Origin of the sequence: Bifidobacterium leontopitheci, assembly GCF_009193355.1 — a bacterium.
Taxonomy (GTDB): domain Bacteria; phylum Actinomycetota; class Actinomycetes; order Actinomycetales; family Bifidobacteriaceae; genus Bifidobacterium; species Bifidobacterium leontopitheci.
Window position 1 is genome coordinate 64,611 of record NZ_WBVT01000008.1, and the last position, 26,268, is coordinate 90,878.

At 64.8% G+C, this 26,268-nt stretch carries 27 protein-coding genes; 12 read left to right on the top strand and 15 right to left on the bottom strand.

Features of this window, described 5'->3' with window-relative positions:
• Positions 1 to 88 precede the first annotated feature (88 nt).
• Positions 89 to 487 (top strand): cupin domain-containing protein, encoded by a 399-nt coding sequence (locus F7D09_RS04190; RefSeq protein WP_152234203.1) that lies wholly within the window; start codon positions 89 to 91, stop codon positions 485 to 487.
• Between the two features lie 213 nt (positions 488 to 700).
• On the top strand, positions 701 to 1,930 hold the full coding sequence (locus F7D09_RS04195) for an ATP-binding protein (RefSeq protein WP_152234163.1): 1,230 nt from the start codon (positions 701 to 703) through the stop codon (positions 1,928 to 1,930).
• A 54-nt stretch (positions 1,931 to 1,984) separates the two neighbouring features.
• On the opposite strand, the gene F7D09_RS04200 is transcribed toward F7D09_RS04195, so the two are convergent.
• Positions 1,985 to 2,845, bottom strand: a complete 861-nt coding sequence (locus F7D09_RS04200; protein ID WP_152234164.1) for a LysR family transcriptional regulator — start codon at positions 2,843 to 2,845, stop codon at positions 1,985 to 1,987.
• Positions 2,846 to 2,993: 148 nt separating this feature from the next.
• Positions 2,994 to 3,620: a TetR/AcrR family transcriptional regulator gene (locus F7D09_RS04205; RefSeq protein WP_193312319.1), complete on the bottom strand. Its 627-nt coding sequence runs from the start codon at positions 3,618 to 3,620 to the stop codon at positions 2,994 to 2,996.
• A 175-nt stretch (positions 3,621 to 3,795) separates the two neighbouring features.
• Between F7D09_RS04205 and F7D09_RS04210 the strand changes: the two genes are divergently transcribed.
• Positions 3,796 to 4,497, top strand: coding sequence for an ABC transporter ATP-binding protein (locus tag F7D09_RS04210; RefSeq protein ID WP_152234166.1), 702 nt, complete (start codon positions 3,796 to 3,798; stop codon positions 4,495 to 4,497).
• 13 nt (positions 4,498 to 4,510) lie between these two features.
• Positions 4,511 to 7,204, top strand: a complete 2,694-nt coding sequence (locus F7D09_RS04215; protein WP_152234167.1) for an ABC transporter permease — start codon at positions 4,511 to 4,513, stop codon at positions 7,202 to 7,204.
• A 40-nt stretch (positions 7,205 to 7,244) separates the two neighbouring features.
• Here F7D09_RS04215 and F7D09_RS04220 read toward each other — a convergent pair whose 3' ends face one another.
• Entirely contained in the window at positions 7,245 to 7,619 is a 375-nt protein-coding gene (locus F7D09_RS04220; RefSeq protein ID WP_152234168.1) for a hypothetical protein, read from the bottom strand.
• A gap of 197 nt (positions 7,620 to 7,816) precedes the next feature.
• On the opposite strand from F7D09_RS04220, the gene F7D09_RS04225 reads away from it, so the two are divergent.
• Both F7D09_RS04225 and F7D09_RS11360 read left to right on the top strand, forming a co-directional pair.
• Complete coding sequence (locus F7D09_RS04225; protein WP_152234169.1) at positions 7,817 to 8,503, top strand: response regulator transcription factor; 687 nt, start codon at positions 7,817 to 7,819, stop codon at positions 8,501 to 8,503.
• A 3-nt stretch (positions 8,504 to 8,506) separates the two neighbouring features.
• On the top strand, positions 8,507 to 9,649 hold the full coding sequence (locus F7D09_RS11360) for a HAMP domain-containing sensor histidine kinase (protein WP_226835942.1): 1,143 nt from the start codon (positions 8,507 to 8,509) through the stop codon (positions 9,647 to 9,649).
• Positions 9,650 to 9,675: 26 nt separating this feature from the next.
• Here the strand turns inward: F7D09_RS11360 and F7D09_RS04235 are convergent, their stop codons facing one another.
• The 4 genes from F7D09_RS04235 to F7D09_RS04250 form a co-directional block, all read right to left on the bottom strand.
• Entirely contained in the window at positions 9,676 to 11,097 is a 1,422-nt protein-coding gene (locus F7D09_RS04235; protein WP_152234170.1) for an MDR family MFS transporter, read from the bottom strand.
• Between the two features lie 7 nt (positions 11,098 to 11,104).
• Positions 11,105 to 12,031, bottom strand: a complete 927-nt coding sequence (locus tag F7D09_RS04240) for a LysR family transcriptional regulator (protein ID WP_152234171.1) — start codon at positions 12,029 to 12,031, stop codon at positions 11,105 to 11,107.
• A 274-nt stretch (positions 12,032 to 12,305) separates the two neighbouring features.
• Positions 12,306 to 12,935, bottom strand: coding sequence for an HAD family hydrolase (locus F7D09_RS04245; protein ID WP_152234172.1), 630 nt, complete (start codon positions 12,933 to 12,935; stop codon positions 12,306 to 12,308).
• A gap of 75 nt (positions 12,936 to 13,010) precedes the next feature.
• Positions 13,011 to 14,834 carry a bifunctional ADP-dependent NAD(P)H-hydrate dehydratase/NAD(P)H-hydrate epimerase gene (locus F7D09_RS04250; RefSeq protein ID WP_152234173.1) on the bottom strand — a complete coding sequence of 608 codons (1,824 nt, stop codon included), beginning with the start codon at positions 14,832 to 14,834 and terminating at the stop codon, positions 13,011 to 13,013.
• A gap of 199 nt (positions 14,835 to 15,033) precedes the next feature.
• Here F7D09_RS04250 and F7D09_RS04255 point away from each other — a divergent pair, with 199 nt between their 5' ends.
• Positions 15,034 to 15,798, top strand: a complete 765-nt coding sequence (locus tag F7D09_RS04255; RefSeq protein WP_152234205.1) for a carboxymuconolactone decarboxylase family protein — start codon at positions 15,034 to 15,036, stop codon at positions 15,796 to 15,798.
• A gap of 216 nt (positions 15,799 to 16,014) precedes the next feature.
• On the opposite strand, the gene F7D09_RS04260 is transcribed toward F7D09_RS04255, so the two are convergent.
• The 5 genes from F7D09_RS04260 to F7D09_RS04280 are packed head-to-tail and all read right to left on the bottom strand — an operon-like array spanning position 16,015 to position 20,089.
• Positions 16,015 to 17,127 (bottom strand): hypothetical protein, encoded by a 1,113-nt coding sequence (locus tag F7D09_RS04260; protein ID WP_152234174.1) that lies wholly within the window; start codon positions 17,125 to 17,127, stop codon positions 16,015 to 16,017.
• The gene (locus F7D09_RS04265; RefSeq protein ID WP_152234175.1) at positions 17,124 to 17,852 is read right to left on the bottom strand and encodes an ATP-binding cassette domain-containing protein; all 729 of its coding nucleotides are present in this window, start codon (positions 17,850 to 17,852) and stop codon (positions 17,124 to 17,126) included. Before F7D09_RS04265 ends, F7D09_RS04260 begins: the two co-directional genes overlap by 4 nt.
• 16 nt (positions 17,853 to 17,868) lie before the next feature.
• Positions 17,869 to 18,936, bottom strand: a complete 1,068-nt coding sequence (locus tag F7D09_RS04270) for a peptidoglycan-binding domain-containing protein (protein ID WP_152234176.1) — start codon at positions 18,934 to 18,936, stop codon at positions 17,869 to 17,871.
• 32 nt (positions 18,937 to 18,968) lie between these two features.
• Positions 18,969 to 19,655 (bottom strand): hypothetical protein, encoded by a 687-nt coding sequence (locus tag F7D09_RS04275; protein ID WP_152234177.1) that lies wholly within the window; start codon positions 19,653 to 19,655, stop codon positions 18,969 to 18,971.
• A 35-nt stretch (positions 19,656 to 19,690) separates the two neighbouring features.
• Positions 19,691 to 20,089 carry a hypothetical protein gene (locus tag F7D09_RS04280; RefSeq protein WP_152234178.1) on the bottom strand — a complete coding sequence of 133 codons (399 nt, stop codon included), beginning with the start codon at positions 20,087 to 20,089 and terminating at the stop codon, positions 19,691 to 19,693.
• A gap of 257 nt (positions 20,090 to 20,346) precedes the next feature.
• Between F7D09_RS04280 and F7D09_RS04285 the strand changes: the two genes are divergently transcribed.
• From F7D09_RS04285 to F7D09_RS04300, 4 genes are all read left to right on the top strand, one after another.
• Positions 20,347 to 21,009, top strand: a complete 663-nt coding sequence (locus tag F7D09_RS04285; protein ID WP_152234179.1) for a response regulator transcription factor — start codon at positions 20,347 to 20,349, stop codon at positions 21,007 to 21,009.
• A complete protein-coding gene (locus tag F7D09_RS04290; RefSeq protein WP_152234180.1) occupies positions 21,006 to 22,436 on the top strand; it encodes a HAMP domain-containing sensor histidine kinase in 1,431 nt (476 codons plus the stop codon). The genes F7D09_RS04285 and F7D09_RS04290 overlap by 4 nt, the downstream gene beginning before the upstream one ends.
• A gap of 39 nt (positions 22,437 to 22,475) precedes the next feature.
• The gene (locus F7D09_RS04295; protein ID WP_152234181.1) at positions 22,476 to 22,865 is read left to right on the top strand and encodes a DUF1304 domain-containing protein; all 390 of its coding nucleotides are present in this window, start codon (positions 22,476 to 22,478) and stop codon (positions 22,863 to 22,865) included.
• Between the two features lie 188 nt (positions 22,866 to 23,053).
• Positions 23,054 to 23,980 carry a PDDEXK family nuclease gene (locus F7D09_RS04300; RefSeq protein ID WP_193312320.1) on the top strand — a complete coding sequence of 309 codons (927 nt, stop codon included), beginning with the start codon at positions 23,054 to 23,056 and terminating at the stop codon, positions 23,978 to 23,980.
• Positions 23,981 to 24,031: 51 nt separating this feature from the next.
• Here the strand turns inward: F7D09_RS04300 and F7D09_RS11100 are convergent, their stop codons facing one another.
• Positions 24,032 to 24,496 carry an aminoacyl-tRNA deacylase gene (locus F7D09_RS11100; protein ID WP_193312321.1) on the bottom strand — a complete coding sequence of 155 codons (465 nt, stop codon included), beginning with the start codon at positions 24,494 to 24,496 and terminating at the stop codon, positions 24,032 to 24,034.
• 192 nt (positions 24,497 to 24,688) lie between these two features.
• On the opposite strand from F7D09_RS11100, the gene F7D09_RS04310 reads away from it, so the two are divergent.
• Positions 24,689 to 25,096, top strand: coding sequence for a GNAT family N-acetyltransferase (locus F7D09_RS04310; protein ID WP_152234184.1), 408 nt, complete (start codon positions 24,689 to 24,691; stop codon positions 25,094 to 25,096).
• Here F7D09_RS04310 and F7D09_RS11725 read toward each other — a convergent pair.
• Both F7D09_RS11725 and F7D09_RS04320 read right to left on the bottom strand, forming a co-directional pair.
• Positions 25,050 to 25,454 (bottom strand): SDR family NAD(P)-dependent oxidoreductase, encoded by a 405-nt coding sequence (locus tag F7D09_RS11725; protein WP_193312322.1) that lies wholly within the window; start codon positions 25,452 to 25,454, stop codon positions 25,050 to 25,052. The two genes, F7D09_RS04310 and F7D09_RS11725, sit on opposite strands and share 47 nt — an antisense overlap.
• Before the next feature lie 79 nt (positions 25,455 to 25,533).
• Complete coding sequence (locus F7D09_RS04320; RefSeq protein WP_152234185.1) at positions 25,534 to 26,190, bottom strand: hypothetical protein; 657 nt, start codon at positions 26,188 to 26,190, stop codon at positions 25,534 to 25,536.
• Between the last annotated feature and the right edge of the window lie 78 nt (positions 26,191 to 26,268).

Genomic DNA, 26,268 nt, shown 5'->3' on the forward strand with positions numbered 1-26,268 from the left:
CCGACACTATTGGCGGTTCCGCGGCGATAGCCGTGTAATGGGATGCGACATGCAGCGCACGACGCGCACGACGAAAGGACGCATCATCATGGATAATCCGAGCGCATTCCCTCTTGGGCAGCCGAACGACGCGTACGCGCAGTACTTCGAGGGTCAGAGCTATCTCGCGCCGCTCGCCGGCGACGATCAGGTCAGCGTCGCGAACGTGACGTTCGAGCCGGGCTGCACGAACCACTGGCACATCCATCACGGCGTGTGCCAGATCCTGATCGCCGTGGGCGGACGCGGCTACTATCAGATCGCAGGCCAGGAGCCGGTCGAGCTCAAGCCCGGCGACGTGGCCTACATTCCGCCGGAGACCAAACACTGGCATGGCGCCGCGCCCACCGAGGCGTTCGCGCACATCGCCGTCATGCCCAAGAAGGACGACGCGAGCAACGAATGGCTCGAACCCGTGGACGACGGCGAGTACCGCAAGCTCGCGTAGACCCCGCCGCAATTCCTCCTGTGACGCCGCATTCGTCAGCTTCGGCGTCACCAACGCCGAAGCTGACACCTTGCAAGTGAAGCGCAATAGTTCGCGATCATACGAACGGATACATGTCGATATAACAGAAAACAGGTCTATTTGATGGATAATATGAGATAAAAACCGATATAATGGCTGTCGTATGTTCGCCCGCTTCGAGAAAGGCAAAGCATGGACACCGACATCGCCAAACTGCCGTTGCACTCATTGAACCCGTTCATGCCGGGAGCCGGCAAACAGCCTCCCGAACTGGTGGGCCGCTCCCATGACCTCGAGTTGATGGACCGCATGATCGACCGGACCAAGCTTGGCCTGTTGGACCGCGGAATCATCTACAGCGGATTACGCGGCATGGGCAAGACGGTGCTGTTGCTCAAGCTCAACGATATGGCATCCCGCCAAGGCATGGCGACGGTGCAGATCGAGGCGGACGGCGACGCCTCATCCGAATATGACGAATTGATGCATGAGCTGTCGTTGGCCGTCATGCGTATCAGAAAGCCCGATATACGGCAAAGGCTCTCGGAGGTGTTTTCGCGAGTCGAGTCGGTTTCGTTGGATTTCATGCTCGGCTCGGCGACAGTCGATCTGAGAGGTGCCGATGCGGGAAAACAGGCCGTTCGGACGTCCTCATACAAATTGGAATTGCTGGTCGAGGGACTGTCCGAGGAGCTCAAGAAGGACGGTTCGGGCTTGTTTCTGTTCGTGGACGAATTCCAGGATATGTCAGCCGAAGTGATGATGACGCTAATTACGGTGCAGCATAAGCTGGGACAGCGCAACCTGCCGTTCTACATCATCGGGGCCGGCTTGCCGAACCTGCCGGGCGTCCTGACCAAAGCCCGCTCCTATGCCGAACGGCTCTTCGAGTACCGTCAGATCGGACGTCTGGATGACACCGCCGCCGCCGACGGATTCCAGAAGCCGGCGCGAGATCTCGGCTACTCGTTCGATGATAAGGCGTTGACGCGGCTGGTCGATCTGTCGAAAGGATATCCGTACTTCATCCAGGCATACGGCAAGGCAGCTTGGGACGCCTCCGATTCCAATCCGATCACAGTGAACGCGGTGGAGCAGGGCGAGCCCGTCGCACGCGCGGAACTCGATCAGGGTCTGTACGTGTCCCGATGGCAGCGGGCCACTCCACTGGGCCGTGAGTATCTTGCCGCGATGGCGTCGCTGGGTGAGACCTGCACGTCGGCGCAGGTTGCGGAGCATATGCACCGCAACGCCTCCGACCTGTCCTCGATCCGCCTGTCGCTGATTGAACTTGGGTTGATCTATTCGCCGGAACGCGGACGAATCGCGTTCACCGTACCCGGTATGGACGAATTCATCCGCCGGGACATTCCGACCGAAAACCAATCCTATGACGGGCGCGCCCAGCGACAGATCGTCTAGTGCATGATTCCATGCCGCCATCTTCGCCCGGTTCCTGCAGCCCGGCCGAACCGGCTACGACCGCAGGAACCGGGCGAAGGCGGCAGCGGCGGGGGAGACAGCGCCCTGCCTTTTCCATACGATCACCGAGCTGCTTTCCAGAGCCGGAGAAAACGGCACCGCACGCACGCCCGGGTAACCGGCGCCGCGGTCGAGGCACAGATACAGGCCCAGCCCTCCTGCCGCCATCGTCGCCCCGTTCGCCGGCAGGGTGCACGTACCTGCGATGGTGAGCCGGTCGGCCAGCGGGCCGAACCAGTTCGCCACCACCCTGCGCACCGGTTCGCGTGACGGCAGCAGCAGCGGCTCGTCTGCGAGGTCTGCCGGGGTGAGCGATTCGCGGTCGTGCAGGGGATGCCCATCCGGTACCATCGCCGCCCAATGGTCGACGACCCCGGTGCGCAAGGTTTCGTACCGGTCGGTGTCCACCGGCTCGGCGAGCAGTCCGAAATCCATGATGCCCTGTTCCATGCGCTCCTGGATCACGTCGGCCGTGGCGCTGACCACATGGAACCGCACCGCAGGATGCCTGCCGCGGAATGCTGCCATGCGTCCGGCCAGGAACGTCATTCCACCCACCTCGCCGCATCCCGCGGTGATGTCGCCCGACAGTTCGCCGGACGAACGTTTCAGATCGTCCTGGGTCTTGTCGGCGAGCGAGACGATGATCTGCGCACGGTCGCGCAGCAGACGGCCCTCTTCGGTGAGCGCGATCGCATGCGCGCCGCGTTCGAACAGTGTGACGCCGAGCTCCTCCTCCAGCTGTTTGAGCTGACGGGACAGCGTCGGCTGGGAGATGCGCAGCAGCTGCGCCGCCCACGTGATGTTGCCCTCCTCGGCCACCGCGAGGAAATACCTGAGCACGCGAAGTTCCATGATCCGCCCCTTCGTTCGGCTGGACGTGATTGGCACCATTGTAGGCGATGGCGCGTAAGCGCCTGCGGCGGCGCGGCGGCGCCGAGGCCTTCTTCACCTGCGTCCGTCTGTCAATGGATGGCGAAGGATTCGACAGCGCCGTTTCACTTCAGTGCCGTTTCGCTTCAGTGCCGTTTCGTGTCGGCCCACCGTCCTCCTTCAATGAATTGATGAGCTGGGCGATGATGCCCGGCAGACCGGAGTGCGCCAGCCATTCGACCGCCTCGGCTGTGAGCAGCGTCCGCGCCTTGCCGAGTACGCCGATCATGCCGCCCGCCGCATATTCCAGTACGAGACGCTGCCCGGGATTGAGACCGTCCGGATCAAGGCCGAGTATCGTCAGCCAGATGCCGGTGACATAGCTTTTCAGTTGCTCGGTCAGCCCGGTCGACCCGTGCGACCCGATGATCAGCGACAGCCGACGGATGCTGGCCGCATGCTCGGGTTTCCCGATGAACAAGAGCGCATTGTCGCGCAGCGAATCGACGTTGTCCTGCCGGATGACGCGAGCGATGAACGCGGTCACACCAGGCTCCTTGTATATCGCGGCGATCGCGTCGTCCGCGAGTTCGGGGATGTTGCCGTAATGGTAGTAGAACGCGCTGCGGTTGAGTCCGCTCTCACGGGTGATGTCGCTGATGGTGATCTGCGCGTACGGCTTGCGCTCGAGCAGCGTCCAGAACGCCTCCTGCATCTTCAGCGGCGCCGATTTCTCGTCGGCTTTCGGTCGCCCCATGACTGTCCCTCCCTGCATCGTCGGATAATCCAACATCCTATCGTGTTCGCCGCCTGGCGAAGCCCTGCAACCACCACCAACCCCACACATTGTCGGATTGCGTGGATTTATTTACCCGACACGGTGATGTATTCCTTGTTTCGCGAAGACATAACCACACAGGAGGAGGAGCACTATGCCATTTCTTGAATTCCATGACGTGGTCCGCCGGTACGGCACAGGGGAATCAGCCGTACTCGCCCTGAACCACGCGACCTTCGACATCGAGCAGGGCGAGCTCGCCGTCATCCTCGGCGCGTCCGGCGCCGGCAAGTCCACCGCGCTGAACATCCTGGGCGGCATGGACCGCGCGACGTCCGGCAACGTGCGGCTGGACGGCCGCGACGTCACCGGCGCGAGCGAGGCGCAGCTGACCGACTACCGGCGCTTCGACGTCGGCTTCGTGTTCCAGTTCTACAATCTCGTGCCCAATCTGACGGCGCTCGAGAACGTGGAGCTCGCCAGCCAGATCTGCCCGAACGCCCTCGACGCACGCGAAACGCTCCGCAAGGTCGGACTGGGCGACCGGTTGGGCAACTTCCCCGCGCAGCTGTCCGGCGGCGAGCAGCAACGCGTGTCCATCGCGCGGGCGCTGGCGAAGAACCCGAAGCTGCTGCTATGCGACGAGCCGACCGGCGCGCTGGACTACCGCACCGGCAAGGAGGTGCTGCAGCTGTTGCAGGACTCGTGCCGTCAACGCGGCATCACCGTGGCGCTCGTCACGCACAACTCCGCGCTCGCGCCGATGGGCGACCGGCTGATCCGATTCCGCTCCGGCAAGGTGACCGAAATCTCGCGGAACGCGCGCCCGACGCCCATCGCGGACATCGAATGGTAGGAGGCGCGCCACTATGAAGAGAACCGCCATGTGGAAGGACGCCCTGTGGAAGGACGCCTTGCGCGCCGTGTCCGGCAACGGGAAGCGATTCGCCGCCATCGTGGTCATCTGCGCCGTCGGCGTGATGATGATGTGCGGCCTCAACACGGTCGGCAAGGACATCCGCGCAGGACTTGACGAATTCTTCGACGAGACGGACATGCATGACGTCGCCATCGTCTCCACGCTCGGTCTCGACGACGACGATATCGCTGCACTGCGCGGCGTCGACGGCGTGGCGGACGCCGCCGGCGAACGCTCGGCAGCTGTCACCACGAAGATCGCCGGCCGTCGCGCATCGGCCACCGTCACGACCGTCACCGACCGCGGCATCGACAGGCCGTACGTGATCGCCGGAAGGCTGCCGAAGTCCGGCCACGAGATCGCCGTGACGCAGCAGTATCTGGACGACGCCGGCAAGTCGGTCGGCGACACGCTCGAGTTCGAGCCCGACGATTCGACCACGACGGCGGCGACGAACACCGCCTCGTCCGACACGGCGACCGGCATGTTCGCCGAAGGCCGGTACACGATCGTCGGCACGGTCATCGACCCGAACGACATCGTGAACCCGACCGGGCCGCTCGCGCTCGTCTCCGGCACGAAAACCGTGTACCCGATGTTCGTGGACGCCGACGCCGTCTCGGACGATGCCGCGGCATACACGTCCGCCGTCATCACCGTCGCCGGCGCGAAGGCGATGAACACGTACGACGAGGACTATCTCGGCACGGTCACCGCGGCGAAGGATGCCATCGCGGCGATTCAGTCGAAGCGCGAACGGATCCGCACCGAGACCGTACGCGATGCGGCCGTCGACAATGCCTTGGCGAAACTCGCCGAGCAGAACGCGACGATTGACGCGCTGCCGGACGGCTCACCGGCGAAGGCCGCCGCGCAGGCGAACCGTTCCGCCGCCGAACGGCAGGTACAAGAACAGGTGCGCGCTGCCATACCGGACGTCACGTGGATCGTCAGCGACCGCAGCGCGGTGACCAGCTATGAGGACGTCAAAACGCAAAGCGAGATGGTCTCGCGTCTCGGCACGCTGTTCCCCGCGCTGTTCCTGGTCATCGCGCTGCTGGTGAGCCTGACGGCCGTCACCCGCATGGTGGAGGAGGACCGCGGACTCATCGGCACATACAAGGCATTGGGGTACACTCGCCGGGAGACGATGCTCAAGTACGTCATCTACTCGTGTGCCGCCTGTCTGCTGGGTGGGCTCATCGGCGATGCGTTGGGTCTTGTCGCGCTGCCGTTCGTGTTCACGCGACGGCTGATCAGCCGCATCTATGTGCTGCCGGACTATCCGCTGCTGTTCGACTGGCGGCTCGCCGTCGGGGGAGTCCTGCTGTTCGTCGTGGCCATCACGGGCACTGCGATGGTCGCCTGCATGGGATCGCTGCGGCTGAATCCGGCGGAGCTCATGCGTCCCAAGGCGCCGAAGGCCGGCAGGACCATCGCTCTGCAACATGTCGGATTCATCTGGAACCGCCTGTCGTTCCTCGGTAAGGTGACCGCGCGCAATCTGCTGCGGTACAAGTCGCGTGCGCTCATGGTCATCATCGGCGTGCTCGGCTGCACCGCGCTCATGACCGCGGGCTTCGGAATGGGCTCGTCGGCGCTCACCCTGATGCCCCGCCAGCATGACGAAATCTCCGTCTACGACGTGCTTGCCGTGACGTCCGCAGCCGACCACGACACCGCGCAGAAGGGACTCGACCGGGACAAGGCCGTGGCCTCCACGCTGCCGGTGCAGCTGGGTTCGGTCACGCTGACCTCGCCGGGCGGCGGCGACTCAGCCGGCGACAGCTCAACCGGCGGCGAGAAGATCACCGCGCAACTCATGGTCGTCCCCGACGGCAGTTCGCTCGACGGGTACATCGACCTGCACACGAAGGACGGCGCGCCCATCAGGCTCGGGGACGCGGGGAAGAACGGCATCGTCGTGACGACGAACGCTGCAGGCACATTGTCTCTTACGCAGGGGAGCCGGCTTGTCGTGACCGACCGCATGGCGGACTCCGCCGAGCTTGACGTCCACGCCGTCACGCAGTACTACACGGGCAACGTCGTGTTCATGACGCAACGCGCCTACGAAAAGGCCTTCGACACCGACTATGCCGCCAACGCCGACCTGATCGACGTGCGGGGGGACGACGCCGCGCAGATCGCGTTCGCCGACCGGCTGGCCGAACAGGACGAGTACCTGTCGGTCACGAGCAGCGCCAAGCAGGAGCGCGACTTCTCCAAGAGCTTCCTCATCTTCTTCGTGATGATCGGCTTCATCGTGGTCATGGCCGCTGTGCTTGCCGTGGTGGTGCTCTACACGCTCGCCTCGACGAACATCTCGGAACGCCAGCGGGAGCTCGCCACCATCAAGGTGCTGGGCTTCCGCCGCCGCGAGGTGCACGGCTACGTCAACAAGGAGATGCTGCTGCTCGCCTGCTTCGGCATCGCGCTCGGCCTGCCGTGCGGGCGTGCGCTGCTCGGATTCCTGGTGAGCAGGCTCGACCTGCCGGGCATGACCATCGTGCCGAACGTGGCCTGGTTCTGCTACGCGGCCGCCGCGCTGCTCGCGTTCCTGTTCACGCTGCTGGTGAGTCTCGCCACCAACCGGGCCCTCGACCGCATCGACATGGTCGGCGCGCTCAAGAGTCCGGAGTGAGCGTCCGGCGCTCGCGTCAAGAGGCCGCGTAATCGACCTTTCAGTCCTTCAGGCCCTTACACAGCGGGATGAGCGCGAGCAGCATGACGATGCCCGCCAGCCCCACCACGACGCCCGGCACAAGCATGTCCCAGATCATCGTCATGCACATGCCCACACCGAGCACAAGCGCGCCTGCCACCGCGAGCGCCGTGACGGCTACCGTCCTGCCGCGCAGCGGCGTGAACACCGGCCGACCGCTCATGGCCCGGCGTACGAACGGTATGGCGATCAGCATCATCAGACCTATGACGCCGGTCGTGACGCCCCAGCCGAACGCATGCCATTGCGGCAGCAGCCCCATGCACATGCCGAGCGCGAACAGCACGCCGCCGATGGCGCCGAGGATCATGGATACGAAGTTCTTCCTGGTCATGATGTTGGACCCTTTCACGAAACGTACGCAGAAGGTATGGTGTTTGTCGTTGCACCGCACACGATACGGGTCGTTCTGCAGGCTATTGCTAACCGATTGTTGACGAATCATTAAACGTCGTGTCGCCGCGCCCGGGGCGGCGGCGCGACCGGGTACGCTGAAAACAGACGACAGAGACACCAGGAAAGGGAGGCGTCATGACGAACATCGTGGTCGTGGAGGACGAGCAGGAGCTCAACGACATCATGTGCCTGTATCTGCGTGACGCCGGCTACACGGTGTTCGGCTGCCTGGGCGCGAACGAGGCGTATGCGGCCATGCAGGGACGTCTGATCGACCTGGTGGTCTCGGACATCATGATGCCGGGCACGGACGGATTCGCGTTCGCCGCACGGCTGCGCGAACTGGACGCCCACCTGCCTATCATCTTCGTGACCGCCCGTGACGACATGGCGTCGAAGCGGCACGGCTTCCGCACCGGCGTGGACGATTACATGGTCAAGCCGATCGACCTTGATGAGCTGTTGCTGCGCATCGAGGCGCTGTTGCGTCGCGCTGGCATCGCGGAGAGCCACACGCTCACGGTCGGCGGCCTCGTAATGAACGCGCGCGAGATGTCGGTCACGGTCGACGGGCGTCCGGTCGAGCTGACCGTGCGCGAGTTCAACATCCTGTACAAGATGCTGAGCTATCCGCGTCAGGTGTTCTCGCGCGGGCAGCTCATGGACGAGTTCTGGGGGCAGGATGCCGACAACAACCTGCGCGTCACCGACGTGTACATCACGCGGCTGCGCGGCAAGTTCGCCGACTGCCCGTACTTCAGCATCGTCACCGTGCGCGGGCTCGGCTACAAGGCGGTGCCGACTGGCGCGCAGAAAGGATAGCGGATGGCACGGCAGGACAGGACAAGCGGAAGCGGCCGGGAGCATCAGGAGAGCCAGGAGCCGGTGCAGGACGGAACGTCGGCCGTGATGTTCGGCTGGATCACGCTGTGGTCGTTCGTGGTGCTGATTCTGGCGGCAGCCGGGCAGACAAGCCTGTTGGTGTGGCTGCCGCGCCTCGCCCCGACGAACGCGATGAAGATGCTGCTCACGGTCATCGTGCTGGCGTACTGGCTGCTACTGGCCGTCGTGTTCGCCTGGGTGGTGCACCGCCAGATCGACGACCGGCTGGAACGGCCCATGCGACTGCTAGGCCATGCGGCGAGGCGTGTGGCGAAGGGGGATTTTTCCACGCGCATCCCTCCTCGTCACACGGCGGGCGACGCGAACTGGGATTCCACCGATCAGATGTTCGCCGACTTCAACACCATGACGGAGGAGCTGTCCGGCATCGAAACGATGAAGAACGATTTCATCTCGAACGTAAGCCATGAGATCCGCAATCCGCTGGCCGTGATCCGCAACTATGCGACGCTGATGGAACGGTCGCCCGACATGCCGGCGGACCGGTGCCGTGAATGCGCACGGACCATTGCCGACGCCGCGGCACGGCTCAACGATCTGGTGACCGCCATCCTCAAGCTCAACAAGCTCGAAAGCCAGACGATCGTCACTCAGGCAAGCGACTTCGACCTGTGTCGGCAGCTTGCGGACGAGGTGATCGCCTTGGACGACCTGTTCACCGAGCGGGACATCGATCTCGCCATCGACATGGAGGATCGGGCGCCGGTGCACGGCGACCCGGGCATCACCGCGCTGATCTGGAGCAATGTGCTCGGCAACGCGCTCAAATACACCGAGACCGGCGGCCATGTGCGGCTGACCGAACGCAGCGACACGGACGCCGGCATGATCGTCGTCGAAATCGCCGACGACGGCTGCGGCATGGGCGAGGACGACCGCCGTCACGTGTTCGACAAGTTCTATCAGGGCGACACTGCGCATGCCGCGCAGGGCAACGGGCTCGGCATGGCGATGGTCAAGCGCGCGGTGGAGCTGAGCCGCGGCTCGGTCGCGGTTTCAAGCGTCAAGGGCGAAGGCGCCGTCGTCACCGTGCGTCTGCCCATGGCGGCGGCGCACGTCGGCTGACGTTCCGCCGTCACCGTTGCCGTGAATCACCGGCCGGCGGTCTCGCGGCCGTCGCGTACGAACAGCGACAGAGCGAACGCCACGGCCGCGACCACTGCCGCCGTGAGGAACACCGCGTCCACGCCGTGCGCGAGTCCGGCGGCGGCCGAGCCGGCCACGGATGCCGGCTGCGTGTTCGTCGTCATGATGGTGAAGCAGATGGCGATGCCGATGGCCGCGCACGTCTGGCGCAGCGTGTTGTTCATCGCCGTGCCGTGCGGCAGCAGAGGCCCGGTCAGCTGGTTGAGCGCGGTGGTGGTCAACGGCATAAGGCAGAACGCGACGCCGGCCATCATGATCGTGAAGAACACGGCCGGATACCATGCCGGCGTAGCGGCGTCCATACGGGACATGGCGAACGCCGCGACGGCGACGACGGCGATTGCGGGCGGGGCGAGCCGTCTGATGCCGACGTGGTCGAACAGGCGGCCCGCGACCGGGTTGAACACGCCTTCCGCTATGCCGCCGCCCATGAGCAGCAATCCGGATTGCAGTGCGCTCATGCCGAGCGAGTTCTGAATGAACATGGGCAGAATGTTCATCGTCGAAATGAACGTGACGAACACGAGCACGATCACGATCATCGGCAGCGTGAACATCGGCTTGGCGAACACGCGGAAGTCGAGCATCGGCTGGGACAGGCGCAGCTGACGGCCGATGAACACGACGAGCGAGACGGCTCCGACGGCCAGTGCGGCGAGCGTGTCACGCGACGTCCAGCCGGATTGGCCGGCGAGGCTGAAACCGAGCAGCAGGCCGCCGAAGCCGAGCGTGGACAGTGCGACCGACGCGACGTCGATGCGCGGGTCGGTCGGCTTGGTGACGTTCGGCACGGTCGGCACCGCGGCAGCAAGAACGGCGACGGCTATGACGATGAGCGGCACGAACAGGAACCGCCACGGCAGGAAGTCGATGATCAGGCCGGAGAGCGTGGGCCCAAGCGCCGGCGCGAACGCGATGACGAGTCCGAACCATCCCATGGCCGCGCCGCGTCGTTCGGGCGGGAACGTGATGAACAGCACGGTCTGCAGCAGCGGCATGAGGATGCCCGCTCCGGTGGCCTGCAGCACACGTCCGGCGAGCAGCACCCAGAAGCCGGGCGCGAACGTGCAGACGAGCGTGCCGAACAGGAACATGCCGATCGCGTAGAAGAACAGTTGACGTGTGGTGAACTTCTGGATGAGGAACGCGGTGACCGGGATCATGATGCCGTTGGTGAGCATGAATCCGGTGCTCAGCCATTGGGCCGTGTTGCTGGTCACGCCGAACTCGCGCATCAGATGCGGCAGCGCGGACGTCATCAACGTCTGGTTGAGGATGGCGGTGAAGCTGCCGACCATCATCACGATGATGGGGACCAGCGTGCGGCGTGAAACTGTGCGCTGCTGCGGCGAGTTCTGGTGTGACACCGCAGGCTCACCTGTCGATGAGCTTGTAGCCGTGCGAGGCGACGACGGACTTGAGCTTGGTCAGATAGTCCTCGGCCGCCTTGGAGAGTTTCGCGCGTTCGTTGGTGATCCAGCCGACAAGCATGGTCTCGTCGGTGTCGAGCGGTACGGTGACGATCTTCTCGTTGTTCAGATCGCCGTTGTCGATGCCGGTGCACACCGTGTACCCGTTGAGGCCGACGATGAAGTTGAGGATCGTCGCGCGGTCGGTCACGTTGATCTGCTTGGGGGAGTACTCCGGCCAGACGGCCTCCTCGGCGAAGTAGAAGCTGCCGTCCTCGCCCTGCTCGTACTGGATGAACGGGTATGGCTTGAGGTCCTCCATGGTGACGACCTTCTTGCCGGCGAGCGGATTGTTGCGCGAGATGAACACGTGCAGCGGGGCGCGGAACAGCGGGTGGAACTCGAGGTGTTTGCCGCGCAGCAGCTTGCCGATCACGTCCTTGTTGAAGTCGGACAGGTAGATGATGCCGACGTCGGAGCGCATGTTCGCCACCGATTCGATGATGTCCTTGGTGCGCGTCTCACGGATGGTGAACTCGTATTCGTCGGACTTGATCGAATTGATCATCTCGACGAACGCCTCGACCGCGAACATGTAGTGCTGCGTGGACACGGAGCACAGCTGCTTGCGCGGCTTCGCGTTCTTGTAGCGTTCCTCGAGCAGGTCGGCCTGGTCGAGCACCTGACGGGCGTACGTGAGGAACTCCGCGCCGTCGACGGTCAGTGCGATGCCCTGCGAGGAGCGGGTGAAGATCTCGATGCCGAGCTCGTTCTCCAGTTCCTTGACGGAGGAGCTCAGGGCGGGCTGCGACACGTAGAGTTCGTGCGAGGCCTCGTTCATGGATCCGCATTCGACGATCTTGACGATGTATTTCAGCTGCAGCAATGTCATAAGCAACGGTTATACCAGCGGGACTGGTCGGGAAACCGAGTTATAACCACGTGGTTCCACGGAACGGCCCGCGCAGTGAGATGGGTGGGGCAGGTGCGCTTCGGGACCAGTCGCCGCGGCCGATCACGGCCCGCAGGAAGTCGATGTTGATGTCGAAGATGCTGTAAACGCCGTGGCCATTGGAAAACAGGGCCCTGAAACACGGTATCCCCCTGACCGATGGGGTCAGGGGGATACCGTGTGACGGATCGGCGCCCTGCGCACCGATGTCCGTCTACAACCGCACGCCGAGCTGGGCGAGAGAGTCACGCGCCTGCATGGCGTTGCCGAACAGCACGCCGTGGATGCCCACCTCGTCGGCGCCGACCACGTTCTTCGCCGTGTCGTCGAAGAACACGCAGCGCCCGGCTTCAAGCCCGAACCGGCTGAGCGCCAGCTCGTAGATGTCGGCGTTCGGCTTGTGCATCTTCTCGACGCCGGAGACGACCGTACCGTCGAGCAGGTCGTTGAGCTGCGGGTACTTGTCGAAGGCGATGTGAATGGTTTCATGGGACCAGTTGGTCAGACCCCATACGCCGTATCCGTGCCGTTTGAGGTCGCGCAGCAGCTCCTCCATGCCGGGCAGCATCCGCGGCAGCGCGTCTCCGTAGTGCTCGACGTAGTAGCGGAAGATCGCGGCGATGTCCTCGCCTTGTTCGCGCACCACGTCCGGGTAGATGTCGGCGAAGTCCTCGCCGGCGTCCATCCGGTCCTCGTAGCGGAAGAAGCCGTGCGGGTCGTCGGGGGCGCAGATGGCGTTGACGGTCTCCTGCGGGAAGTGTCCGTTGAGGCACGCCCGCGTCTGCCAGTCAAGCAGCACGCCGCAGAAGTCGAAGATGACGTCGGTGATGGGGGAGGCGGTCATGGGTTCCTTTCGTGGGTCTTGATGGTGGTCGGCAAAACCGGCCGGCCCTGTTGCGGTTCCGGCCGGCCGGCATTGTCAGGACAGCAGGCGGCGGAACGCCTCGGGGATGGCGTCGGCGACCGCGGAGGCGAGGATCGGATGGCCGAGCTTGCCGAGCGGCGCGGCCGTCGTGGTCCCGTAGATGGTCGGCGGGTTGAAGCCGCGCTGGTCGGATTCGGAGGCGATGGCCGCCGCGTACCCATGCAGGTAGGCGCCGACGGCGGCGACGTCCGCGTAGGAGATGTCCTCGTCGTCCTGCTGGGCGAGCAGCGAGCCGACCATGCCGGCGAGCACGTCGCCTGCGCCTGCGGTGCCGAGCCATGCCGGCGCACGCCCGGCGACGAGTACGCGCACGTCCGACGTCGCCGCATCGTCGTCACCGTGGACGGTCGCGCCGGAGTCCACGTCGTCCACATCATCTTCCGCACGTTCGCCGACGATGACGGTGATCGCGCCCTTGAGCAGCACGGTGGCGCCGGTGAGCTCATGCGCGCGGATCGCCCAGTGCAGGGGTTCGAGCTGCACGTCGCGCGAGTCCACGTCGAGGCCGCGGCCGACGAGCAGCGAGGCGAGCTCGCCGGCATGCGGCGTGATCACCACCTGGGAGGGCACTTCGTCGGGCAGCAGGTCCAGAGCTCCCGCGTCCACGACGATGGGCGGCATCTCGTAGGCGATGTCAGGGTCGTGCTCGTCGTCGAGCGCATAGTGGGAGAGCAGCTTGGCGATGATCTGACGCTGCGGATCGGCCTGCTCCTCGTCGGAGTCCGGATCGTCCGCGGGAACACCGGAGCCGACGACCCACGCCTGCACGCGGCCTTTGCCCATCACCGCCTCGGGAACGGCGTCCAACACCATGTCCCGCGCGCGCTGCGGTCCCATGTACCGGATCATGCCGACGTTGGATACGGCCGCAGCCTTGGCGGACAGCACGGCGGCACCCGGATACCGGTCCGAACCGGTGATCAGTCCGGTCACGCCGCGCGCGTACTTCGTGTCGGCGAGGTGGGGGAGACGGATGGTTTCGGACGCGTTGTCACCGGACACCGCCTCGACGAACGGCGTATGGCCGTCGATGTCGAAACCGAAGTCGACGAGCGTGACGCGGCCACACGCGTAGGATGCCGGCGGGAGCATGGCCGCAGGCTTGAGCGCGCCGAACGTGACGGTCACGTCGGCGGGAATGTACGGTCCGGTGATGGCCCCGTCGTCGATGCCGATGCCGGAGGGCGCGTCAACGGCGACGACGAGCGGGAACTCGCCGGCCGTGTCGCCGTCGGGCAACGCCGTGCGGTCGGGCACGGTGCCGTCCACGCCGAGCGATGCGGCCATGGTGCCGGCGATGCCGCGCAACGCGCCGTCCAGGCCGATGCCGGTCATCGCGTCGATGATCACATGGGAGTGGCGCGCGAGCTCGATCGCGGCGCGCAGTCGTTCGCCGGCCTCGCCGGCGCTGAATCCCGCGGCGCAGCCGGGCACTTCCGAAGCGGGGTCGAGCACGAGCACTTTGCCGCCCGCCCGGATGAACGCGTCGAACGCGTCGCCGTGCAGCGAGCGCCCGACCGCGATGGCGGTCACCGATGCGCCGTTCTGCGCGAGGATCGCGGCTGCGAACAGTCCGTCGCCGCCGTTGTCGCCGGAGCCGGCGAGCAGGGCGATGTTCGCGTCCTCGAGTGCCATGCCCTCCTCGTCGAGCAGGTCTGCCGTCACGTGCGCGGTCGCGGTGGCGGCCATGCGCATCAGCGGGACTCCGGTTTCCAGCAGCGGCCGTTCCATCGCCCGCACGTCCGCCGCGGTGAACGCGGCGTGGCGAAGGATGTGAAGCCTGTTCTCGTCCTTCTGTTCAACCGTCTGATCGGCCATGACCATCCTCCCTTGTCTCGGTGAGAAAATCCCAGTGAGAAAACCAGTCCCTCTCACTCTACTCGATTGTCATGCGTTACGCCGCCCGCGTGACGGACGGAGTTCAGCGTGTCGCCGGTGTACTTCGAGTGCTCGAGCCGCGTATGGTGCTGTGTCGAGCCGGCAGCAGCCGGGGACGAAGGAACAGGAGGATATGACGATGTTCGATGCACTGCGCAATCATGACGGCAAGCACGATGCCAGGCCGCTGTCCGAAACGGATCCCGAGTTCGTGGAGTTGTTCTCGCGGTTCGCGTACGGCGAGGTGGTCGATGAGCCGGGCGCGAACCACCCCGACCTTGACAACGCCACACGTTCGATGGCGATACTCGCCACGCTGATCGGCTGTCAAGGCGCCGACGAATACGAGGCCATGCTGCCGGTGGCGCTCGACTGCGGCGTGAGTCCGGTGCAGGTCAAGGAGATCGTCTATCAGGCGACCGCTTATCTGGGGTTCGGCCGCACGCTACCGTTCTTCGGCATCACCAACCGGGTGCTCGCCTCCCGTGGCGTCGCCCTGCCGTTGCCGCCACAGTCGACCACCACGCCCGAAACGCGCGCGCAGGCCGGCGAGCAGGCGCAGGTCGATATCTTCGGCGAGCGCATGCGCGGTTTCGCCTCGTCCGGACCGCAGGAGACCCGGCACATCAACAAGTGGCTTGCCGGCAACTGTTTCGGCGACTACTACACGCGCGGCGGTCTGGACTTGCGTCAGCGCGAGATGGTCACGCTGTGCTATCTGGCCGCGCAGGGCGGCTGCGAGCCGCAGCTGACCGCGCATGCGGCGGCGAACATGCGCATCGGCAACGGCAAGGCGTTCCTTATCGCCGTGGTCTCCCAGTGCATGCCATACATCGGCTATCCGCGCACGCTCAACGCACTGCGTTGCATCAACGATGCGGCGGCGAGCGCCACGCAACAGTGACGTCCGGCGCAACCGTGGCGTGCGCCTCGCAACCGCGACGCTCGCCGCGGCGCACAGCGGCACCGTACTGCCGCGACGCGCAGCTCGGTTCCGCAGCCGCCCGCGACACGCCGGCGTCCGTTGCACGGTCGAAAGATACCCCGGGAGTGTCGTGAGGGTATCGTTCGGTCATGCAACGGACGTCGGCGTGTCGCGACGTTGCTGCAGCGTTTGGGCTCACTGCCTGTTTTTGAAGAAGGCGAAGAGCTGGTTGTCGTGTATGGCGGTGATGGCGATAGCGGCTCCGGCTTGCGCGGTAATGAGGGCTGTGGTGAGTGTGGGGAGTTGGATGGCTGTCAGGGTGATCGCGTTGGCGTGGCCGCCGGTCCAGCGGGCCGTGGTGTAGGTGATGGCGGTGGCGGCGAGGATTGCCGGTAGCGTCCATGCGAGGGTTTCGATTGCGGTGGTGGCGAGGATGCCTTGGCGGGGTATTCCCATGTGCAGGTCGTCTGCTATTTCGATGCGTCGTGCGCGTGTGGCCATGATGGCGATGGCGAACGCGGCGATGGGTGTGATGGCGAGCATGAGGCGGGTGGTCCTTTGCCGGTAGCGGGTGTCGAGGTCGGGGTTGGTGCCGAGCATGGTGTTGGCTTGTTTGGTCTGGGTGGCGGGCGCGGCTCCGGGTATGGCGGTCGCGGTGGTGTTGAGCAGGTCTTCGGCGTTAGGGTTGGCGGGGTTGATGGTGGCCCAGCATTCGTCCCATTGCTGGCCGGCGTTGATGGGTGTGGGGGTGATGATCGCGTAGGCGAGTCGTTGGTCGCGGCTGTCGTCGGCCCAGGGGAAGACCGCGCTGATGTGCATGACGCCTTGGGTCGTGGGCAGGTCGTCTCCTTCGCGCGCGTGGAGGGTGGCGGCGAGTTGGCTGGAGATCCATACGCCGGGTTGGGTTTGCTCTCTCGTGCCGATGCCGAGCACGTTAGCGAGTCCCGGTGTGGCCTGCCATGCGTCCAGTGGGGCCGCGGGCATGGCGGTCAGGGTGATTTCCCCGTTGCTTTTAATCGCGCCGGCCGCTTGGATGGGGTTCGTGGTGGTGTCGCCTGTGGTGCCGGTGATTTGGGTGAGGTTTGCGCATGTGGTGGGGTCGATCTGTTTGCTGCCGGAGATGATGTGGATGGCGGCGGCGCTGGTGGCCCATTGTCGGGATTCGTGTTGGAGGGAGGTGATGGCGGTCAGGTCGAATATGGCGGTTCCTGCTGCGATGAGGGTGAGGATGCTCGCGCAGGCGAGGGCGCGTGTGGTGCCGGTGGCGATGTTGCGCCATGCTTCGGACAGGATGGCGGTTGGTTTCATCGTGTGTCGTCCTTGGTGTCGATGTTGGGGTTCGGGTTGTGCCACGCGAGGTCGATGACGCGGGTGCACGCGGCCCGGGTGTTGGGGTCGTGGGTGGCGATGACGACGATCGCGTCGCCTTGCGCGAGTCCGGTGAGGGTGGAGTCGATGTCGTTGGCGGTGCGCTGGTCGAGTTGGGCGGTGGGTTCGTCCACGAGGAGGAGGTCGGGTTTGCTGGCGATGGCACGGGCGAGCATGAGGCGTTGGGCTTCGCCTCCGGATAGTTCACGGAACTCGCGTGCGGCGACTTTGGTCAGGTGGAACGTGCTCATGATGGCGATGGCCTCGTCTTCGGCTTGCGTGCGGTCGATGCCTTGGCCGAGGAGCGGTTGGACGACGTGGTCGATGGCGGTGCGCCGCGGCATGCCGTGGGGGTTCTGGAACACCCAGCGCACGCGGTTGACCCGGCTGCGTCGGATGGTTCCTTCGGCGGGCGGCTCGAAGCCGGCGATGATGGACAGGAGGGTGGATTTGCCGGAGCCGGACGGCCCGCACAGGCCGACGGCTTCGCCGGTCGTGAGGGTGAAGTCAAGGTCGCGGAACAGCCAGGGGCCGTCCGCGAACCGGTGGCCCACGTGTTCTCCCGTGACCGACGGTATTCCGCCGGCCGCGGGCCGCGCGGCGTCGATTGGCCGTGCCGGCACGGGGTCCGCGACCGTTTCGAGGGGCAGGATGCTGGTGCTCATGCGCGTCCTCCTTGTGTCAGTGCTGCGTTGCGGCGGGGCATTGGATGTCGTCGAGTTTGTGGCCGAGGGCGACTTTGCCGATTGTCGCGTCGGATTGTTCGGGTTGGATGAGCGTGGCGCCGAGGGCGGAGCCGATGACGGTGACGGGGATGGCTTGTTTGCCGTCGGGCGAGATGCAGGCGCGGGTGCCGTTCTGGCCGGTGATGGCGGAGGGCGGGACCTTGATCGCGTCGATGGGTTGTTCGAGTGCGAGGGTGGCGGTGGGTTTCTTGCCGCCTTGGTCGGCGAGGGTGGTTTTGTAGCCGTCGCTGGCCTGTACCTGGTCGAGGAATTTCTGGTCGCTGATCCTGCCGTCGGTCTTGGCTGTCGTCTCCACATCAAGGCTGGTCTTGACGCCGAAGAGCGTGAACGTGCGTTTGCCTTCTCTCAGGTTCGCTGGCGTGGGGAAGGTGATGGCCGTCAGTTGGCCGCCGGTCTTTATGATTTCGGCACCGTCCGTCAGGCTGGTGTTCAGTCCGGCCGTGCATTGGGTTGGCGTGGCGGTGGTCTGGGGCAGCCATGCCACGTCGGCCGGTCCGATCTTGCCGTCGGGGTTGCGGTCGCCGGCCTGCGAGAGCAGCTTGTTGACGCCGTCCTTGGTGCGCCACCCGTAGGTGCCGTTGCCTTCGGCGTTGTAGCCGAGGCGGGCGAGTTCCTGTTGCAGGGCGAGCACGTCGGGCCCGGTGTCGCCGGTGCCGATCTCGCGGTAGAGGGGCGTGTCGGTGTGCAGGGCGATGACGGGTTTGCCGTCCACGGACAGCAGTCGACGCCCTGACTGGATTGTCTGGCCGGGCGTGCACAGGGTTTCGCTGACGGTGCCGGCGGTGCGCGAGGTGATCGATTGTTCCGCGCTGGTCTCGAACGAGGCCTCGACGGTCCGTTCGTCGTCGAACTGCTGGCGGCTGGCCGTGACGGTGTCGGGGCTCGTGGCCGCGGACAGTCCGTCGGGTGTGGGCGTGGGGATGACGAGCGCGGTGACGAGCACGCCCGCGGACAGCATACCCAGGCCGGTCAGGATCAGCGGGGTCAGGATTCGTGTTTTCATGTGGTCGTTTCCTTTCGTCGAATGCTTGTTCGTCAGCCGATGTTGACGGCGAGGCCGGCTCCGGTGAAGCATGACTGGGCGGCGTCCGACGAGGCGTCGAACGGCAGTCCTTTGGACGCGCCGTCACCGTTCAACGCGTTTTCGAGTTTGCGTCCGGTGTAGGCGTCATCGACGAGGCTGCTTTTCTTCAGGCATTCCACAGCGGTCTCGTACGGGTCGGCCAGGAGTCCCGGGTTGCCCTGCTGGAGCTGGTAGAGGGATTCGATGATCTTGCTGGTGCCCTCGGAGCAGGTGTTGGATGCCTCCATGTACTTGTTCACTTCGGCGTCGGTCGATGGCACCGGCGTCACGCCGGTGGTCTGGTAGAGTCCGTTGGACAGTTTGCGGGTCTGTTCCTGCCACCCGTTCTCGGCCATGCACGCGGCCTGCTTGTCGTGCGCGGTCTCGTAGTCCTCGGCGCTGATCTTGCCGGTTTTCTTGGCCCGTTGGAGCACGTCGCGCTCGAACTGGCTGATCGTGTCCTTGGCGAGGTACTGGTCGAACAGGGCGCTCATGCTCGGCGCGATCCTGGTGCCGGATGTCTGCGCGTCGTCGGCCGTGTTCTGGTTCCAGGGCGTTGAGCATGCCGTCAGCGAGACGAGCAGTCCCATGCAGGACAGCAGCGCGGCGGCCCTGCGCAGCGTTTCTCGGCGGAGGATGGATAATGTGCTGGTGGTCATGGTGGTTTCCCTTCCATCGGCTGGTGCCGGTCTGTTTACTTTGTGTTGAAGTCGGGATCGTGGTAGTCGGGCACCTTGGCCTGGCATTCCTTGATAGCCTTGTCCCGGTCACCGTCCGTGGACCCCGAGGACACCGAGCCGGAGTCGTCGCCGGTCCATTGGAGCACGACCCAGTTGCCGTCCATGATCTGTGCGGGCACTCCCGCCGCTGTGAGACAGTCGCGGTATCGTTCGGCGGCTTGTTTCGAGGCCGGGTTCGAGCCCTGCGGCGCGTCGCCGCCCTGACTGTCGGTCTTCGGCGCCGCGTCCTGCGACACCGTCGGTTTGGCTGCTGACTGCGATGACTGCGATTGGCCGCATGCCGACAATGGCGCGGCCATCGCAGCGGCCAGCGCTACAGCCGCCGCCAGTCTGAGAACGATTGTGTTTCGCATGTATTCCTCCTTTGCGGGGTTCGCCGTTGCGGCGAAATAGGTTCGGCGATTACCGGACGATGCCCATTACAGCCGGCTCTCCGTGTGCGATGGGTGCGTGTCGCGCTCACCTAACGCACACCCACACCGCGGCTCGACCTCCACGTGGGTGATGAGGGTGCGTGTCGCGCTCACCTAACGCACACCCACACCGGGCACAATGGAGAGCACGAAGGCAATCGCATGGAGGCCATGCAAGGAATCGGAGGCGATGGAATATGGCGAGGATCCTGGTCGTCGAGGACGACGCCGACCTGTCGGCGGTGCTGGACGACTGTCTCAGGCACGAGGGGTACGCGACCGGCCTGGCCGGCACTGGCGTCGAGGCACTGGACCGACTCTCGCAGGGAGAATACGATGTGATGCTCCTCGACCGCGACCTGCCCGTGCTCTCCGGAGACGAGGTCATGCGCACCGTGGACAGGCTGCGCATCCCCGTGCGCACGCTCATGCTCACCGCGGCCGGCAGCATCGAGGACCGCGTGCACGGCCTCGACCTCGGGGCCGACGACTACCTGCCCAAACCGTTCGCCTACCCCGAGCTCCTCGCCCGCATCCGCGCGCTCCTGCGCCGAGACGACACCGACGACGCGCCCACCGTGATCTCACGAGGGCGTCTGTCGGTGGATACGGTCAGGCGGCTCGCCTACGCGGACGGCCGGCCCCTCGACCTCGCACCCCGCGAATACTCGCTCCTGGAGGAACTGCTGCGCGCCGACGGCGGGTGGTCCAGCACCCGCGCCCTTCTCGAATCCTTGTGGCCGTCCGAGGCGCACGACCAGCCCGACCTCGTCAAGACCGCCGTCTACTCGCTACGGCGCAGGCTGCCCGACCCCGCACTCATCGCCTCGTCGCGCGGAGAGGGGTACCGCATACCATGACCGACACCGACACGACAAACCGACCGGCCGGGCACGCCGCGCACCAGCGCAAACCCGCCAGCTTCCGCACCCGTCTCGCCGTCACCGTCGGACTGCTCCTGCTCGGCATGCTCCTCGCCGTGATCCTCGTGCAGAACATCTCGCTCGACTGGGCGTTCCAGCATCAGGTCGACACCATCTCCGCCGGCAATGGCCGGACTGTGGGCAACGGCTCGTCCGTGGCATCGGATGCCGTATCCGGCACTGCGGACTCGTGTGACGCGGATTCCTGTGACGCTGCCGGCAGCGTTTCCGGGCAAGCCGGCGTACAATCCGGCACGGAAGGCGTGGTGCTCACCGTCCGTGACGGCGTCGTGCAATGGATGCGCTACGGGTCGCTCGCCGTGTTCGCCATTGCAGCACTGCTTGCCGTTATGCTCGTGTGGCGAATGTCAGGCCGGCTTACGTCACGACTTGACTCGATCAGCCGCCAGGCCGCGCAACTCGACCCCGACCACCCCTCCGGACGCATCACGCTCGACCATCCTGATGCCGAGACCGCCAGTCTCGCCAACGCGCTCAACGCGATGCTCGACCGCATCGAACAGTCCAACCAGTTGCAACGCTCATTCATCCGCAACGCCAGCCACGAGCTGAAAACGCCAGTCACGACCATCGGCACCAGCCTCGAAGCGCTCATGGCCCAAAATCGGTTCCCCGAGGACGTCAAACCAGCCATCCGCCACGCCATCGAAGCGAACCGCAAAAGCGGCGAACTCATCAACAGTCTGCTCGAACTCTCCCGCATCCAGACCGCGCCCGACACCGGCAGAGAGGCCACGGAGCCCGCCCGTATCGTACGCGATGCGCTTGAAACCCACCGCGAGCAGGCGCAGTCGCGTCATCTGAACATCAACGTCGACGGACTCGACGCATACCGTGGCGCGACCGTCGAGACGAATCCACGGTACCTCTCGCTCACCGTCGACAACCTCGTGCGCAACGCCATCATCCACAACATCGACCACGGCGCCATAGCCTGCACCGTCCACAGCGACGGACGACGCGTCATCATCGACATCATCAACACCACGAAACAACCGATCGACCCAACGGACACGGCCGATCTCATGCAACCGTTCCACCGTGGCGACGCCACACGCATGGCCAACCAGCCGGGGCATGGACTCGGCTTGTCCATCGCCAAAGCCTGCACCGACGCCATCGGCGCGACGCTCGACGTCAGCCGCCCCACACCCACGACCTTTCGCGCCCGAATCTCGCTGATGCAACGGCAAGCCGACAACGAACACATCACAGGAGGCTCCCCGGACAGCGACACGCCGGCGTCCGTTGCACGGTCGAAAGATACCCCGGGAGTGTTGCAAGGGTATCGTTCGACTGTGCAACGTCTTTCGGCGTGTCGCGGCAAGCCGCTCCGGCCCTGATATATCCTGAAGCGGTCATTCAAGGAAAGGAAGCCAACCATGCTCATCGCATCGTGTGTGTTCGCCATGCTCGCCGGTCTGCTCCACGCGCTGATCTTCGTACTGGAATCGTTCCGGTGGACGCATCCGAACACGATGAAGACGTTCTCCATCACCTCGCCGGAGGAGGCCGCCGCAACCAAGGAGATGGCCTTCAACCAAGGGTTCTACAACCTGTTCCTCGGCATCATGGCCATCGCGGGCGCAGGCCTCGCGCTCGCCGGCCGCCAGGCCATCGGCGTGACGCTCATCATCGCCGGCGCCGCGTCCATGACGCTCGCCGCGCTGGTGCTGTTCGTCGGCAGCCCCGACAAGCGCACCGCCGCCGTCAAACAGTTCGCGACGCCCGCACTCTCGCTGCTCTGCCTGCTCGGCTGGGCCATTCTGTAGACAGCGCACGGCAGGGGAGAACACCCCCGAACAGCACTACACACACATATCCTGCCCACGCCGCGGCATCGCAAGCTGCACAGGGGTCGCGGACAGAGATTGGCCATACCTTCACACGTATGCCGGTGCGGACGCCCCCGATGGTGAGACAATCGAGATACCGATACCTGACGGCCGAGGGAGGTGTCATGAGTATCACGACGAAACGGAAGAAACGCAACGCGCAGGCGCAGGCGTCCCCAACAGCAGGCTGTTCCAGCGGAAAGCGACGATACAGAACCAAGCTGGACGCGAAAATCGCCCTGGCCAGCGCACGCAAACTCAAGCGCGGCCCCGCGCGTCCGAAAGACGAACGCCGATACTACTTCTGCCCGGACTGCTACGGCTACCATCTGACCTCAAAACCGTACTGGAATCGCACAGCCACGGCAAAGAAGCACGTCCGACAGACGCCAGCAACAGTGCCGCCTTCCGCAACCATCAAAGGCGTGGCCGCGTTCGTCGAATGCATTGACGGCAGCTGGATCTACACCATCCCCGAGTTCGCCATCCGGGGCGCGTCCGCTTCGCAGCAGGAAGCGAAGACGACGGTACGGGCCATGATGAAAATCGTCGCCCCCGGCGCCAAGACATCGTTCCGCTACTATTCGGACGATCAGGACATCGAACTGTTCTATGCGAAGCAGGTCGCCGGATCGCAGGCCGAAGTCACGACGGACAAGGACTCATACATGGAGCCGTTGCTCGCGCAACTGCGATCGCGGCTGTTCCGGAACGGGTTCCGTTTCCGCAAATACGACAGCCGATACGAAGGAACGCCGGACATCGTACTGCCGAAGTACCGCATCATGGTGTTCGTGGACGCCTGTCTATGGCATGACCGTGCAGAATGCCGGCGACGCTCGCTGCCTCCTGAAACGTTGCGCATCTGGCATGATGCGCACGCCGAGTCGCGCGGCGAAGCGTTGGAGTGCCGGCAACGGCTCGCCGCCGAAGGATGGATCATCCTCACCTACTGGGAGTGCTGGTTCTGCGACAACCGAAAACGTGAGAAACGGCTGGGCGCGTTCCTCGCGGACGTCCGGCGATCTGCCGCGCTTGGTTCGACTGGATGACATGCTTCGTCGACGGCTGCCGGAGCGGCTGCCTGCCGCGGCAGGCGCAGGCTACTTCAGGTATTCGGCGCTGTCGAAGTAGCCGGCGACATCGTTGCTGTCGACGATAAGTCCGGGCGCGATGGCCAGCGTGTGATGCGCGTCCTCGGTGCCGCAGTACACCACGTCATGCTCCAGCAGCCGCCTGTCGAAGAACATGCGCACGCCGAGGAACAGTGGACCGACCGTGCCGACATCGTAGCCGGTGCGCTCCTTGACCAGTTCGGGTGCGGCCAGATGTATCTGGCGAAGTCCCAGGGCGCGGCCGAGCCGACGCCATTGCAGGCGCCCGGTGGCGGATGCGACGACCGCGAACACGCCTTCCTTGGCTTCGACGATGTAGGTGGCCGCCGCCTTGGTGATGTCGAACACCCGGGCACCGGATTCCAGGTCGACGATCGCGGTCTCGTGCTCGATGATTCTCGCCTGCCGCGGATGTTCGCCAGCGAACCGGCTGATCTGTTCGAAGGTGGCCATGCGTTGCTCCTTTCGACATGCAGAACGGCGTTCTGCAGCTGCTGTGCCGCGGTACTCGGTACATGATATCGCGGCATATGGGATGCGGAGCGCCGCGGGACGCGGTGCCGCGATACGATGGCGTCCGCAAGGGCCATGCACGAGCCGGCGAGCGCCGACACGTGATCCGTCGGATAGCAGCAAGGAGCAGACATGCCTGTCACGTACACCCGGGAGAAGTCGTTCACCAAAGAGCAGACGCAACGGTTGTTCCGCTCGGTCGGATGGGTGTCCGGCGAATACCCGGAGCAGCTGCATAAGGCGTTGATGGGGTCGTCCACGGTCATCAGCGCGTGGGACGGCGACCGGTTGGTCGGTCTCGTGCGCGCGCTGGACGATGGCGCGATGCTCGCCTATGTGCATTATGTGCTGGTCGACCCGGAGTATCAGGGGCATGGCATCGCCGGGCACATGATCGAGATGCTCAAGGCGCAGTACCGGGACTACTTCTATATCGAGGTCATGCCCGAGGAGAGCAGGAACGCGTCATTCTACGAGAAGCACGGCTTCCATGTCATGGCCGACGGCGTCGCCATGCAGATCGTGAACCCGGACTGGTGAGCGTGGTGCGGCCGGGATGCGGAGCCCGCGCTACAGGGCGCTGACGCCGCCGCCGACGTGGATGGTTTCGCCGTTCATGAAACCGTTGCGCATCAGGAACATATAGGCGTCCGCGACTTCGCCGACCGTGCCGACGTTTGAGAGGGTTGGCCGCCGCCATCTGTTCGGCCTGCGCCTGCAGCCGGTCGGCCGGCGTTCCCAGCTGGCCGAGTGTCGCCTCTGCGGCCGCCGCATGTTCGGGGGACCGGCCGACCAGCATGACCCGCGCGTCTTCGGCCTGCGTCTGCCTTGCGATCTCGAGTCCGAAGCCCGATGTGCCTCCGATGATGAGTACGCGGTTGCCTTTGAGCGATGCCACGTCCTGCTCTCCTCGATGCCGGTTTCGGTTGCGGCTGTTGCAACGCTTTGCGTTGTCATTGTAGTCGGTTGCGCCACGGTCAGGCCGTCAAAGGAGTTCCGCCGTTCACCACGCACCAGAGCCCATAGTTCATGATCGTTGCAGCGAGCAGTTCCATACGTGCGCGAAGCATCTCACCGCTTACGGTGGAACGGAATCCGGCATCCATACGGTCTCGAATCACCGCCATATCATAGCGGCGAATCAGTGTGTGCGTGAGATTCCAGAGAGCTCCCGGAGTATCGAGGATGACGTCCACGTCATCCGTGCTGATAACCAGCACGTTCCGGTCTCCGGTCGGATGAATCGGAAGCGGATATACGACGAGGGGATCGGCACCGAAATCGAACCGGAGGGAGGCATGTCGGCGGACGGCTTCGTCCAATGCGTCGGCCAGCAGAACCAGACCGTCGTGTTCATCCGAATCTACCGCCTTGCCGATTCGCGGCCGGACCAGCGACAGCGCGGCAGCCGGATCATCGAACGCACCCGTCTCCTCATATGACATCCACGGCGGACCAGACGTCTTGGCGATGTCATGAAGGGTGAGCATCGTCCGGTCGATCTGCCGTGCGGTGAACGTGACGACGCGGGCGTTTCCGCCGACAGTGTCGGCCCCATCTGCCTTCCCGCCCTGACGGCCGGACGCATCAGCACCGATAATCACTCGCCATTGCGCTCTGTCAGAGCTGTTCATGATCTCCTCCTGTATCCCGTACGGCAATCCGCAGGGAGCGCTTGCGCTGACCTGGCAACCGTCAATGAACGTCGACGG

Bases quoted from the DNA above. Each gene is read 5' to 3' on its own strand.
- F7D09_RS04275 (WP_152234177.1), bottom strand. From the start codon at position 19,655: ATGACCACCAGCACATTATCCATCCTCCGCCGAGAAACGCTGCGCAGG.
- F7D09_RS04265 (WP_152234175.1), bottom strand. From the start codon at position 17,852: ATGAGCACCAGCATCCTGCCCCTCGAAACGGTCGCGGACCCCGTGCCG.
- F7D09_RS04260 (WP_152234174.1), bottom strand. From the start codon at position 17,127: ATGAAACCAACCGCCATCCTGTCCGAAGCATGGCGCAACATCGCCACC.
- F7D09_RS11100 (WP_193312321.1), bottom strand. From the start codon at position 24,496: ATGGCCACCTTCGAACAGATCAGCCGGTTCGCTGGCGAACATCCGCGG.
- F7D09_RS04320 (WP_152234185.1), bottom strand. From the start codon at position 26,190: ATGAACAGCTCTGACAGAGCGCAATGGCGAGTGATTATCGGTGCTGAT.
- F7D09_RS04290 (WP_152234180.1), top strand. From the start codon at position 21,006: ATGACCGACACCGACACGACAAACCGACCGGCCGGGCACGCCGCGCAC.
- F7D09_RS04190 (WP_152234203.1), top strand. From the start codon at position 89: ATGGATAATCCGAGCGCATTCCCTCTTGGGCAGCCGAACGACGCGTAC.
- F7D09_RS04200 (WP_152234164.1), bottom strand. From the start codon at position 2,845: ATGGAACTTCGCGTGCTCAGGTATTTCCTCGCGGTGGCCGAGGAGGGC.
- F7D09_RS04300 (WP_193312320.1), top strand. From the start codon at position 23,054: ATGAGTATCACGACGAAACGGAAGAAACGCAACGCGCAGGCGCAGGCG.
- F7D09_RS04225 (WP_152234169.1), top strand. From the start codon at position 7,817: ATGACGAACATCGTGGTCGTGGAGGACGAGCAGGAGCTCAACGACATC.
- F7D09_RS04240 (WP_152234171.1), bottom strand. From the start codon at position 12,031: ATGACATTGCTGCAGCTGAAATACATCGTCAAGATCGTCGAATGCGGA.
- F7D09_RS04280 (WP_152234178.1), bottom strand. From the start codon at position 20,089: ATGCGAAACACAATCGTTCTCAGACTGGCGGCGGCTGTAGCGCTGGCC.
- F7D09_RS04295 (WP_152234181.1), top strand. From the start codon at position 22,476: ATGCTCATCGCATCGTGTGTGTTCGCCATGCTCGCCGGTCTGCTCCAC.
- F7D09_RS04285 (WP_152234179.1), top strand. From the start codon at position 20,347: ATGGCGAGGATCCTGGTCGTCGAGGACGACGCCGACCTGTCGGCGGTG.
- F7D09_RS04220 (WP_152234168.1), bottom strand. From the start codon at position 7,619: ATGACCAGGAAGAACTTCGTATCCATGATCCTCGGCGCCATCGGCGGC.
- F7D09_RS04215 (WP_152234167.1), top strand. From the start codon at position 4,511: ATGAAGAGAACCGCCATGTGGAAGGACGCCCTGTGGAAGGACGCCTTG.
- F7D09_RS04245 (WP_152234172.1), bottom strand. From the start codon at position 12,935: ATGACCGCCTCCCCCATCACCGACGTCATCTTCGACTTCTGCGGCGTG.
- F7D09_RS04270 (WP_152234176.1), bottom strand. From the start codon at position 18,936: ATGAAAACACGAATCCTGACCCCGCTGATCCTGACCGGCCTGGGTATG.
- F7D09_RS11360 (WP_226835942.1), top strand. From the start codon at position 8,507: ATGGCACGGCAGGACAGGACAAGCGGAAGCGGCCGGGAGCATCAGGAG.
- F7D09_RS04250 (WP_152234173.1), bottom strand. From the start codon at position 14,834: ATGGCCGATCAGACGGTTGAACAGAAGGACGAGAACAGGCTTCACATC.
- F7D09_RS04205 (WP_193312319.1), bottom strand. From the start codon at position 3,620: ATGGGGCGACCGAAAGCCGACGAGAAATCGGCGCCGCTGAAGATGCAG.
- F7D09_RS04210 (WP_152234166.1), top strand. From the start codon at position 3,796: ATGCCATTTCTTGAATTCCATGACGTGGTCCGCCGGTACGGCACAGGG.
- F7D09_RS04255 (WP_152234205.1), top strand. From the start codon at position 15,034: ATGTTCGATGCACTGCGCAATCATGACGGCAAGCACGATGCCAGGCCG.
- F7D09_RS04310 (WP_152234184.1), top strand. From the start codon at position 24,689: ATGCCTGTCACGTACACCCGGGAGAAGTCGTTCACCAAAGAGCAGACG.
- F7D09_RS04195 (WP_152234163.1), top strand. From the start codon at position 701: ATGGACACCGACATCGCCAAACTGCCGTTGCACTCATTGAACCCGTTC.